General features: G+C 64.6%; 13 protein-coding genes. 7 read left to right on the top strand and 6 right to left on the bottom strand.

Annotated elements, in window-relative coordinates; genetic code table 11:
* The coding region (locus JWP26_RS03010; protein WP_299723231.1) for a GTP-binding protein at positions 1-490 on the bottom strand (490 nt) is incomplete at its 3' end.
* A gap of 134 nt (positions 491-624) precedes the next feature.
* Here JWP26_RS03010 and JWP26_RS03005 point away from each other — a divergent pair.
* Positions 625-1,098, top strand: coding sequence for a DUF1203 domain-containing protein (locus tag JWP26_RS03005; protein ID WP_299723228.1), 474 nt, complete (start codon positions 625-627; stop codon positions 1,096-1,098).
* Positions 1,099-1,132: 34 nt separating this feature from the next.
* The gene (locus JWP26_RS03000; RefSeq protein WP_299723225.1) at positions 1,133-2,158 is read left to right on the top strand and encodes an extensin family protein; all 1,026 of its coding nucleotides are present in this window, start codon (positions 1,133-1,135) and stop codon (positions 2,156-2,158) included.
* A gap of 122 nt (positions 2,159-2,280) precedes the next feature.
* Here the strand turns inward: JWP26_RS03000 and JWP26_RS02995 are convergent, their stop codons facing one another.
* Both JWP26_RS02995 and JWP26_RS02990 read right to left on the bottom strand, forming a co-directional pair.
* Positions 2,281-2,679: a hypothetical protein gene (locus tag JWP26_RS02995; RefSeq protein ID WP_299723222.1), complete on the bottom strand. Its 399-nt coding sequence runs from the start codon at positions 2,677-2,679 to the stop codon at positions 2,281-2,283.
* Positions 2,680-2,751: 72 nt separating this feature from the next.
* Positions 2,752-2,910: a hypothetical protein gene (locus JWP26_RS02990; RefSeq protein ID WP_299723219.1), complete on the bottom strand. Its 159-nt coding sequence runs from the start codon at positions 2,908-2,910 to the stop codon at positions 2,752-2,754.
* Positions 2,911-3,015: 105 nt separating this feature from the next.
* On the opposite strand from JWP26_RS02990, the gene JWP26_RS02985 reads away from it, so the two are divergent.
* The 3 genes from JWP26_RS02985 to JWP26_RS02975 all read left to right on the top strand — a co-directional run bounded on the left by JWP26_RS02985 (position 3,016) and on the right by JWP26_RS02975 (position 5,861).
* Positions 3,016-3,966, top strand: coding sequence for a LysR substrate-binding domain-containing protein (locus tag JWP26_RS02985; protein ID WP_299723216.1), 951 nt, complete (start codon positions 3,016-3,018; stop codon positions 3,964-3,966).
* A 101-nt stretch (positions 3,967-4,067) separates the two neighbouring features.
* On the top strand, positions 4,068-5,048 hold the full coding sequence (gene mbfA, locus JWP26_RS02980) for an iron exporter MbfA (protein WP_299723214.1): 981 nt from the start codon (positions 4,068-4,070) through the stop codon (positions 5,046-5,048).
* A 12-nt stretch (positions 5,049-5,060) separates the two neighbouring features.
* Positions 5,061-5,861, top strand: a complete 801-nt coding sequence (locus JWP26_RS02975; protein ID WP_299723211.1) for an alpha/beta fold hydrolase — start codon at positions 5,061-5,063, stop codon at positions 5,859-5,861.
* Here JWP26_RS02975 and JWP26_RS02970 read toward each other — a convergent pair.
* On the bottom strand, positions 5,858-6,376 hold the full coding sequence (locus JWP26_RS02970; protein WP_299723208.1) for a DUF6622 family protein: 519 nt from the start codon (positions 6,374-6,376) through the stop codon (positions 5,858-5,860). The two genes, JWP26_RS02975 and JWP26_RS02970, sit on opposite strands and share 4 nt — an antisense overlap.
* Before the next feature lie 86 nt (positions 6,377-6,462).
* Here JWP26_RS02970 and JWP26_RS02965 point away from each other — a divergent pair, with 86 nt between their 5' ends.
* Complete coding sequence (locus JWP26_RS02965) at positions 6,463-7,263, top strand: LytTR family DNA-binding domain-containing protein (RefSeq protein WP_299723205.1); 801 nt, start codon at positions 6,463-6,465, stop codon at positions 7,261-7,263.
* On the opposite strand, the gene JWP26_RS02960 is transcribed toward JWP26_RS02965, so the two are convergent.
* Positions 7,260-8,384: a rhodanese-related sulfurtransferase gene (locus JWP26_RS02960; protein ID WP_367184050.1), complete on the bottom strand. Its 1,125-nt coding sequence runs from the start codon at positions 8,382-8,384 to the stop codon at positions 7,260-7,262. The genes JWP26_RS02965 and JWP26_RS02960 overlap by 4 nt on opposite strands.
* A 3-nt stretch (positions 8,385-8,387) precedes the next feature.
* On the opposite strand from JWP26_RS02960, the gene JWP26_RS02955 reads away from it, so the two are divergent.
* Positions 8,388-9,410, top strand: a complete 1,023-nt coding sequence (locus tag JWP26_RS02955) for an aldo/keto reductase (RefSeq protein ID WP_299723202.1) — start codon at positions 8,388-8,390, stop codon at positions 9,408-9,410.
* A gap of 145 nt (positions 9,411-9,555) precedes the next feature.
* Here the strand turns inward: JWP26_RS02955 and JWP26_RS02950 are convergent, their stop codons facing one another.
* Entirely contained in the window at positions 9,556-10,446 is an 891-nt protein-coding gene (locus tag JWP26_RS02950) for an NAD(P)/FAD-dependent oxidoreductase (protein ID WP_299723199.1), read from the bottom strand.

Below are 10,446 nucleotides of genomic sequence, written 5' to 3'. Positions count from 1 at the left end.
GCACCGCCTCCGAAGCGTCGAGGCCGATCACGTCCTCGATCTGCTGCCGGATGCGATCGGGCTCGGCGGCGGGCAGGTCGATCTTGTTGAGCACCGGCACGATTTCATGCCCGGCGTCGAGCGCGTGGTAGACGTTGGCGAGCGTCTGCGCCTCGACGCCCTGGCTGGCGTCGACCACCAGGAGCGAGCCCTCGCAGGCCGCCAGCGAGCGCGAGACTTCGTAGGCGAAGTCGACGTGGCCGGGCGTGTCCATCAGGTTGAGGATGTAAGTCTTGCCGTCCTTGGCCTTGTATTCGAGCCGGACGGTCTGCGCCTTGATGGTGATGCCGCGCTCGCGCTCGATATCCATCGAGTCGAGCACCTGCTCCTTCATCTCGCGCACCTCCAGCCCACCAGTCAGCTGGATGAGGCGGTCGGCCAAGGTGGATTTGCCATGATCGATGTGAGCGACGATGGAGAAATTGCGGATATTTTTGAGCGGCGTTGTCATGAGGGCGCTGATAGCAGACGCGGGAGCGCGCGCAAAGATGGTTTAGAGCGGGTTAACAGGCCGGCGTGGTGTCAAAAGCGGGTCGTGGAGGCGGCGCCGGCATGGTTGATGGTACAAAAACCAGGAGAACGACCATGACATTGCGATTTTTGGGCATGCCGACCGACGTGGCGGCGGCCTATCGGGCGGGAGCACTCGACGCCAACGGGCAGTCGCCGGAGCGGGCGATTTCGGATGGCGACGGCGTGCCGTGCCGGCATTGCCTGAAATATGTGGAGGCCGGCGAGCCCTATCTGACCCTGGCCTATCGCCCATTCCCGGCGCCGCAGCCTTATGCCGAGATCGGGCCGGTCTTCCTGCATGCCGAGGCGTGCCCGCCCCATGCGTCGGAGGCGGGGCTGCCGACGCGGCACCAGGGCGGGAACAATCGGCAGATCCTGCGCGGCTATGGCGCAAACGACAGGATCGTTTACGGCACCGGCATGGTGGTGGCGCCCGCCGAGATCGCGGCGCAGGCGGAAATGCTGCTGAGGCGCGACGACGTCGCTTACGTGCATATGCGCAGCGCCACCAATAATTGCTTCACCCTGCGAATCGAGCGCGCCTGACGCAACCGCCGCCAGGGCCGAGCGTTTGGGCCTTATGCGGATATCAATTGCACTGCCGATCGCCCTTTTTGCCCTGCTGTCGCTACCGGCGGTAGGGCAGGACATTTTTGCGCCCCTGCGCGACATGGTGGAGGGGATTACCCAAAAGCCCGAAGAGGCGCCGCGGCGACCCAGGCCGGTCGTGACCGACGAAGCGCCGCCGATCCCGCAGAAGCGGCCGGCCGATCTGGGCGGACCCGAAACGCCGGTGGTGATCGAGCCCGTCAAGCCGCAAGTGCCGGAGGTAACCAGGCCGGTGCCGCCATCCCCGCCTGTGGTGTCACAACCCGGAGTAAGCTTGCTGCGGGAACGCCCGGAAGAGCCGGTCGAGGTGCCCATGCCTGAACAGGCGGAAACGCCGAAGCCGACCGAGGAAGCCGTGCCCCCTGCGGCCGAGGACTTGCCCGCGCAACCGGCGCCTGAGGCCGCGCCAAAACCAGCGGCCGAAGCCGAGCCGGCGCGGATATTTCAGACGGCGTGCCCGGCCATGCTGACGGGGCAGGTGGAGGCGAAGGCGCTGCCGCCGATCAGCGATGGGCAATGCAAGTCGCAATCGCCGCTATCGGTGACCGGGGTGCTGGTGAACGGGCGGATGGTGCCGTTCAACACCGAGGCGGTGACCGATTGCGGCATGGCGACGGCGCTGCCGGAATGGATCGCCGAGGTCGACAATTATGTGAAGGCGCATGACGATACCTCTATCGCCAGCGTGACGGTGGGCACGGGCTATATGTGCCGCAATGTCAACAATGCGGCCGAAGGCAACCTGTCGTTCCACGCCTTTGCGGATGCGCTGGACGTGGTGGGGTTTCGGCTTGAGGACGGGCGCAACGTGACCGTCGAAGAAGGCTGGACCGGCACGGAAGAGCAGGGCAGTCGCATCGTCAAATTCGCCCATGACGCGGCCTGCGGGCATTTTACCACGACGTTGGGGCCGGAAGCCAATGCCCTGCATCACGACCATATTCATGTCGATCTGGGGTGTCATGGCAAGACGTGTACGTCGCGGCTGTGTGAGTAGGCGGTTGCGCGCCTGGGCCATTCGAGCCTAGCTCTCATGGCCTTCTCGCCTCAAATCGCTCCACCGGAGCGATTTGCAAGACGGCTCGAAGTCCCTCAGGGGGAGGGGTGAGGCGCCGGGGGCTAATTCCCCGCGTAAAGCGCCAGTACGGCCTCGACATTCTTGCGATCGGCACTGCCTTCGGCGCAGTCGGGCTTGGTGGCGGTGACGCTGGTCTTGACCTTGTCATAGGCCTCGGTGGCGCCGGTGGCGTCAAGGCCGACGCCGGTCTCGAAGCGCTTGCGATCATTGCCCATCTTGGTGGCGACCGGCTCGGGCACGGTGATGGCACAGATGTCGATCACCGCCTGGGTGGCGTAGATGCCAGTCAGCATGTTGGCCTGCTTGGACATGACATTGATGGTGGCGCCGGGCTCGATCTGGATATCGGTGGGCGCGGGCGTCGTTGTCGACGCTTCCTGGGCAAAACCCGCGCCGGCGGTGGCGAGGACAACGGCGGCAATCGCGAGCGAACGGATCATGGAGCAACTCCTTGAAGGGGCGGAAGCGGCAGAACCGTTTCCGGAAAGTCGTTGCCCTCTTCAATGCCCCGATTATGGCCTCAGCACGGCGCAACCGGCCTCGGCGCGCGGATGATAGGCCGGCAGGTCGGCCCAATCGTGCAAATTCATGGCATCGAGATCGACCTGTTGGGTGCGCGCCCCGGCGATGAGGCGCCCCAACCGGAGCAAGATCGATTTGAATGGCGACATTTTGTATTCTCCTTCCGGTTTTGAAGTGATCGGTATGGGTCAAAATGCGCCTCGGCCGCCGTCCCAGCAATGGACAAGGTCGGGCAGTCGTTATAGATAATCTATATGCCTAATCCCTTTCCCATCCCGCTCAATGCGGTTCGCGCTATTGAAATTGTCGCCCGGCGCGGTGCGCTGGCGCCGGCTGCCGAGGAACTGGGCGTGACCATTGGCGCGGTCAGCCAGCATTTGCGACGGGCCGAGGAGCGGCTGGGCATGGAATTGTTCGAGCGCACTTCCCATGGCCTCGTGCCCTTGCCGGCTTTGCGGCAGGCGCTCCCGCAATTGACGGCGGGATTTTCGGCGCTGCAGGACGGGTTGGCCAGTTTGCGCGGCAGCGAGGAGGGCGTGTTGAACCTGACGGTGGGCAGCGTCTTCGCCTCGCGCTGGCTGATCTGGCGGATCAACAAATTCACCACCGCTCATCCCGAAATCGAAATCCGGCTGACGGTGACGGCGGCGATGCTGGACCTGTCGCGGGCCGATGTGGATTGCGGCATCCGCTATGGCGACGGGCGCTGGGCCGGCGTGACCACGACACTGATTGGCGGCGCGGCGTATCAGCCGGTCTGTGCGCCGCCCGTTGCGGCTTTGCTCAAGGCTCCGGCCGACCTGGCCAAGGTGCCGGTGATCCAGGACCAGACCTCGATGTTGAGCTGGCCGCTATGGCGCTCGGCGGCGGGGGTCGATCCGGAGCTGAAATTTGCCGGTCCTACCTATTCGGATGCGTCGCTGGCCTTCGACGCGGCGATTTCCGAGCAGGGGGTATTGATCGCTGCCGACATGATGAGCGCCGACGCGGTCAGCGATGGCCGGTTGGTACGGCCGTTCGCGCTGAGCGTTGAGGGGCCGCTGGGCTATTGGCTGGCGGTAACCACAGGGCGACGGGAGCCGCGCAAGACGCGGCTGTTTCGCGAGTGGCTGGCGCAAGAAGTGCCGGCCTCGGTGCTGGGCTATGTGCATCAGTCGCGCGGATCGTCGGCAAGGCAGCTTGGGCTGGTGGGGCAGAGTGAGTGAGTGCGTGGGGGAGGGAGAGTTCAGCTCGCATCCTCGGACTTGCTTCAGTGCGAAAATCCGCCTATCCATAGTTTAGAACAATTCTAAACTATGAGTCCGTGATGTTTTCCTTGCGCTTCGATCATCGCCGTGATTTCGCCTCGCTGGACGAGCAGGAAATTCTCGCTTTGGCGGTGACGGCGGAGGAGGAAGACGGGCGGATTTACTCGGAATTCGCCAGCCGGCTGGCGACGCTTTATCCGGGATCGGCGGCGATCTTCGAGGGCATGGCGGCCGAGGAGGACGGGCACCGGCGGCGTCTGCTCGACCTCTATGTAGAGCGGTTCGGTGCGCGGCTGGTGCCAATCAGGCGCGAGGACGTGCGCGGGTTTTTGCCGCGCAAGCCGATCTGGCTGCTCAAAACGCTGACGCTGGAAGCGGTGCGGCAGCAGGTTTGGGAGATGGAGGAAGGCGCCTATCGGTTTTATCTGGAAGCGGCCAAGCAGACGCAGGATGCCGGCATCCGCAAGCTGCTGGGCGACCTGGCGCGCGAGGAGCGTAAGCATGCCGATGCGGCCGACCGGCTGGATGAAAGCGAGCTGGGCGCCGAGGGGCGCGGCAGCGAGAAGAGCGAGGCGCACAGGCAGTTCGTCTTGACCTATGTACAGCCGGGTCTGGCCGGACTGATGGATGGCTCGGTATCGACACTGGCGCCGGTGTTTGCCGCGGCCTTCGCGACGGGCGATACATGGCAGACATTTCTGGTCGGTCTCGCGGCGGCAGTGGGCGCGGGGATTTCGATGGGGTTTACCGAGGCGGCGACCGACGACGGCAAGCTGACCGGGCGCGGCTCGCCGCTCAAGCGGGGCCTCGCGGCCGGGGTGATGACGGCGCTCGGCGGGCTGGGGCATGCGCTGCCCTATCTGATCCACGACTTTTTCACCGCGACAACGATTGCCGTGGTGGTGGTGCTGATCGAACTATGGGCTATCGCCTTTATCCAGAACCGGTTTATGCAAACGCCATTCTGGCGCGCCGTCCTGCAGGTGGTGCTTGGGGGCTCGCTGGTGTTCGCGGCGGGCATCGTGATCGGCAATGCCTGAGAGGTATCGCGTTTGGAAATCCGCACTTTCAGGAGCGCTGACGGCACGAGGCTATTTTACGCGATAACCGGACCGCGCGATGGCGTGCCGATCGTGCTGTGCCATGGGTTGGCGGCGAATGGGCGGCAGTTCGAGGCCGATGCGCGCTATTTTGCCGGGCTGGGCTATCGCGTCATCGTGCCCGACGTGCGCGGGCATGGCCGTTCGGAATTTCCGGCGGGCTATACCAGGGCCGGTTTTGCCATCCCGGTGATGGCAGAGGATATGCTGGCCCTGCTCGACAATGCCGGCGTTACCAGCGCCCATTGGGTGGGCAATTCGCTGGGCGGGATCATCGCCTTGCAGATGCTGGCCATGGCGCCGGAACGTTTTTTGAGCCTGAGCCTGTTCGGCACCGCGTTCCGATTGAAATTGCCAGTCATTACCGGCCCGGTGTTTCCACTGCTATATCGGTTGCTGGGCAAGGGCTGGCTGTCGGAACTGACGGCCGTCAGCACGACGCGAGAACGCGCAGGGCGCACGCTGATCGCCGAGATGATCGCGGCCTTCGATCCGCGTGTGGGGCAGGCCATCACCGGGCATGTGCGTGCCTATGACCTGACCGCCAACGCGCTGGGCTGGAGCGGGCCGATGCTGATTCTGGTGGGCGGCATGGACCGGGCAGTCAACCTGGTGCTGAAGCCGGCACTCCGGCGGATCGGCGCGCGAGAGAACTGGCGGGTCGTGCAATTGCCTGAAGGCGGGCATTGCGCCAACCTCGATGCCACCGAGCAGTTCCGGGAAGAACTGCTCGGGTTTTGGGCGGTGGCCTAGGCGGCCAGCGGCGCGATGGCCATCAGGATTCGCACGCGCAGCACGGTGCGGGTCACCAGCATGATGCTGGAGAAGGCCGAGATGGCCGCCATGGCAATGAGGAACGGCGCGCTGGTGGCGAAGGCGGGCGCCATGACGGCGGCGACGGCGCCCACATAGTGGGTAAGGAAGATGGCCAGGATCACGAAGAGCGGGGCCCATTCGCCCGCAAGGCGGAGCTGGCCATTACCCAGGGCCGTGGCGGGATTGCGGCGCTCGAGCGCCAGTCCGGCCGCAACACCCCCAAGGGCGCCGACCGCCATGCCGGCGATGATGGCGCTCGAAATGCCCGAACTCGCAATGCCAAGGGCGGAGGCCAGCACGAGCGCGGCCGGCAGCAGCACCAGCTTGCCAAGGCCAACATTGCGCGGCTGGGCGCTCTTGAGGCCGCGCCAGACGAGCAGCGCCAGGACGACCCAGACCCAGGCCGGGGTGTGAATGACGATCTGGGTGATGGTGGTGACGATTGCGGTCATGATGGATCTTCTTTGCTGTGGTCGCCGGACGTGGCGGACTTGTCGGCGGCCGGTGTGGCGCTATGCTTGGAGGCAGGCAAACGAGAATGCGCAAAACGAAAGCCCAGTACGTGAACGAACCGCCCCTGCATTCTGCGCTGCGTGAAATGCAGGCCAGCCTGACCTCGCCCCGGGCGCTGACCGGCATGGCGGCCGCCAGCCTGGTGCTGGCGATTTCGGGACCCTTCGATACGCTCAACCAGTTCGAGCTGCCGGGGCGGCTGCTCTACTGGCTGGCCATCGTGGTGCTGAGTTTTGTGAGCAGCCGGGCCGTGGCGCGGGTGACGCTGACCGCGTTGGCGGGCCGGATTCAACACCCGCTGCAACGCGTGGTGGTGGCGGCCCTCGCCAGCAGCGTTCCGGCGTGGATCGTGGCCTATGGGGTGACGCTGGTCGCCTCGCCCGGAGTACAGGTGCCGCCGCTGCGGCTGTGGTTTTATTGCCTCGTGGTATCCGGCGCCATGGCGGCGATGATGGTGGTGATGGCACGCACCGAGCCGGTGGTGCCGATCGCAGTGCCGGCAGCGCCGGAGCCGCCGCCGATCCTGGAGCGCTTACCGCATCCGCAGCGCGGCAAGCTGCTGCATCTGTCGGTCTCGGACCATTATGTGGATGTGGTAACAGACAAAGGCCATGGCCTGGTGCTGATGCGGCTATCGGATGCTATGCGCGAGACTGGCGACGTGGCGGGCCTGCAAATCCATCGGGGCCATTGGGTGGCGCTGGACGCGGTGCGGCAGGTGGTGCGCGCCAATGGCAAGGTGGCGCTGGAATTGCACAATGGCACGCGCCTGCCAGTCAGCCGCAGTTTTATGCCGGCGGCGAAGGCGGCGGGGCTGTTGATCTAGGAGCGCGCCTTGGCCCGGGCGCGGTCGGCGGTGATACGCTCAAGCTTTTCGGCTTTGTTGGCGCGAGCGATGGCGTGGGCGGCGTCGCCGAGATGGTCGGTGCCACGCGCCTTGGCGAGATCGATCTGGTGTTGGCGTTCGGCGGCGGCCGCGTGTTTTTCAGTGTCGCCGGCGCAGTGGCGGCAGGAGATGCCGTCCTGGTGGGCGGGATCGGCGCGATCTTCGGCCGTGAGCGGATGGCGGCAGGCGCGGCAGAGGGTGGCATCGCCGAGAGCGAGGCCATGGCCGACGGAGACGCGCTCGTCAAAGACGAAGCATTCGCCCTCGAAACGGCTATCGGCTTCGGGGATCTGTTCGAGATAGCCCAGAATGCCGCCCTTGAGGTGGAAGACTTCCTCAAAGCCTTGGCTCAGCAAATAAGACGAAGCCTTCTCGCAGCGGATGCCGCCGGTGCAGAACATGGCGACTTTCTTGTCGCGGGCCGGGTCGAGGTTTTGGGCGACGAAATCCTTGAATTCGGTGAAGCTTTTGGTGGCCGGATCGAGCGCCTTGGAGAAGGTGCCGAGGCCGACTTCGTAATCGTTGCGGGTATCGACAAGGACGACGTCATTGCGCTCGATCAGCGCGTTCCAGTCCTTCGGCTGCACATAGGTGCCGACGGTCTTGGCGGGATTGGCTTCGGGCGCGCGCAGGGTGACGATCTCGGATTTGAGGCGCACCTTCATGCGCAGGAACGGCATGGTGGCGGCAGCCGAATATTTGATTTCGGCGCCATGGAGGCGATTGGCGAAGAGACTATCGGTCTGCAAATAGCTGGCAAGCGCATGGATGGCGTCGGGCGTGCCGGCGACGGTGCCGTTAATGCCCTCGGGCGCCAGGATCAACGTGCCCTTGATGTCGCGGGCGCAGCAGAATTTGGCGAGCAGCGGCTGGATCGCTTCGGCATCAGGCAGATCGGCGAATTTATAGATCGCCATGACCTTGTATGGTAGCTCGGTCTGGGGCAGATTGGCGCGCAATTCAAAATCGGGGCTTTCCATAGCGCCCGCTTCTATCATCAGGCCGCGGCCCGCGCCAAGCGGGGGTTTGCCCGGCGCCAGCGTCAAATTATTGGGAGACACATCATGACCTATCGGTCCGATACCGCACGCTATGACACCATGCAATATCGCGCTTCGGGCAAGTCCGGGCTGAAGCTACCGGTGGTGAGCCTGGGGCTGTGGCAGAATTTCGGCGGCACGCGCGACTATCCCAGCGCCATGGAAATCCTCGGCCATGCGTTCGACGCGGGCGTGACCCATTTCGACCTGGCCAATAATTACGGCCCGCCGGCTGGTTCGGCCGAGGAACTGTTCGGGCAGGTGCTGGCGCGTGATTTCCGGCCCTATCGCGACGAGATGATCGTTTCGACCAAGGCGGGCTATACGATGTGGCCGGGGCCTTATGGCGATCACGGCAGCCGCAAGTACCTGCTGGCGAGCCTCGACCAGAGCCTCAAGCGGCTGGGGCTCGACTATGTGGATATCTTCTATTCGCACCGCTATGACCCGGCGACGCCGCTGGAGGAAACCATGGGCGCACTGGCGCAGGCCGTGCGCAGCGGCAAGGCGCTGTATGTCGGCATTTCGAGCTATCCCGAGAAGGAAACGCGCGAGGCCTATCGCATCCTCAAGGACATGGGGGTGGCAACCACCATCCACCAGCCGAGCTATTCGATGATCAATCGCTGGTTCGAGAACGACAATACCATCGACGCCTGCGGCGAGCTTGGAATCGGCGTGATCGCGTTTTCGCCGCTGGCGCAGGGCGTGTTGAGCGGCAAGTACAACAAGGGCGCCGTCGAGGGCACGCGGGCGGAAGATCCGAACGGCTCGCTGCGCGCCAATGCGATCGAGCCGCGCGTGCTTGATGCGGTGGACAAGCTGGGCGCTATCGCCAAGAGCCGTGGGCAATCTATGGTGCAACTGGCGCTGAGCTGGGTGCTGCGGCGCCCGGAAATGACCTCGGCGCTGATCGGCGTGCGCACGCTGGAGCAGCTCAAGGACAATCTGGGCGTGCTGAACAATTTGGCGCTCAGTGCCGAGGAGATCGCGGCGATCGACGCGGCGACGGCTGGCGCGCAACTGGATCACAAGCCGCGCTGGTAGAGTCTTCACCTCTCCCTTCGGGGGAGAGGTCGGGTCGCCCTTGCGAGCCGGGTGAGGGGGCCTTCCACACGCCCCTCACCTAGTAAAGGCCCCCTCAGCCGGCCTTCGGCCGACCTCTCCCCCAAAGGGAGAGGTGAGAAAGCCCCTAGCCCAGCATGGACTGGTGGCACATGACGCCGGCCATGGCGCCGCTGGCGAGGGCCAGGTTGAGATTGGGCATCAGGCTGGCGCTATCGCCGGCGGCATAGACGCCAGCGAGGCTGGTTTCGTATTTTTCGGTGATCTTGATGTAGGGGCCCATCGGGCCGTCGACCGTTTCGAGACCCAGGGTCTCGTGCAGGTTGGATGACGGCGCGCTACGGGTGTGGGCAAAGAGCGTGTCGAGTTCGACGCGCGCACCATCGGTCAGCACCACGGCGGCGATTTTGCCAGTGGTATGCGCCAGTTCGGCGACCTTGCCCTCTACTAGTGCAATGCCGCGCGCGGCGAGCTTGTGGCGCTCCTCATCGGGGATGTCATTGCCATCGGTAAACAGCGTGATGCGTTCGCTCCAATCGCGGATCAAATTGGCGCCGTGCAGCGACATGGCACTGGAATAGAGCAGGCCCAGCCGCTGATTGGCGACTTCGTAGCCGTGGCAATAGGGGCATGGCACGACGGTATTGCCCCAGCATTCGGCAAAGCCGGGAATGTCCACCATCACGTCGGTCTGGCCATAGGCCAAAATGAGGCGCTGGGCTTGCCGCTCCGTGCCCGCCTCGTCGGTGACCGCAAAGCCGCCATCGATCACCCGCGCCGAAACGGCCCTGGCCTTGACAATGCTGGCGGTGGGATAGGCCAGCACATTGGCTTCGCCCTGGCGACGGATGTCCCAAGGGCTGACGCCATCGAAACCCAACAGACCCTGAGCGGCATGGGCGAAGCGGTTGCGGGGCAGTTTTGTATCGAGCACGGTGACGCGGCGGCCGGTGCGCACCAATTGCAAAGCGGCCGACAGGCCGGCAAAGCTGCCGCCGATGACGAGGACATGGTCCAT

Source organism: Devosia sp., assembly GCF_028290435.1.
Lineage (GTDB): Bacteria > Pseudomonadota > Alphaproteobacteria > Rhizobiales > Devosiaceae > Devosia.
This window is presented reverse-complemented; position numbering and strand designations above follow the sequence as displayed.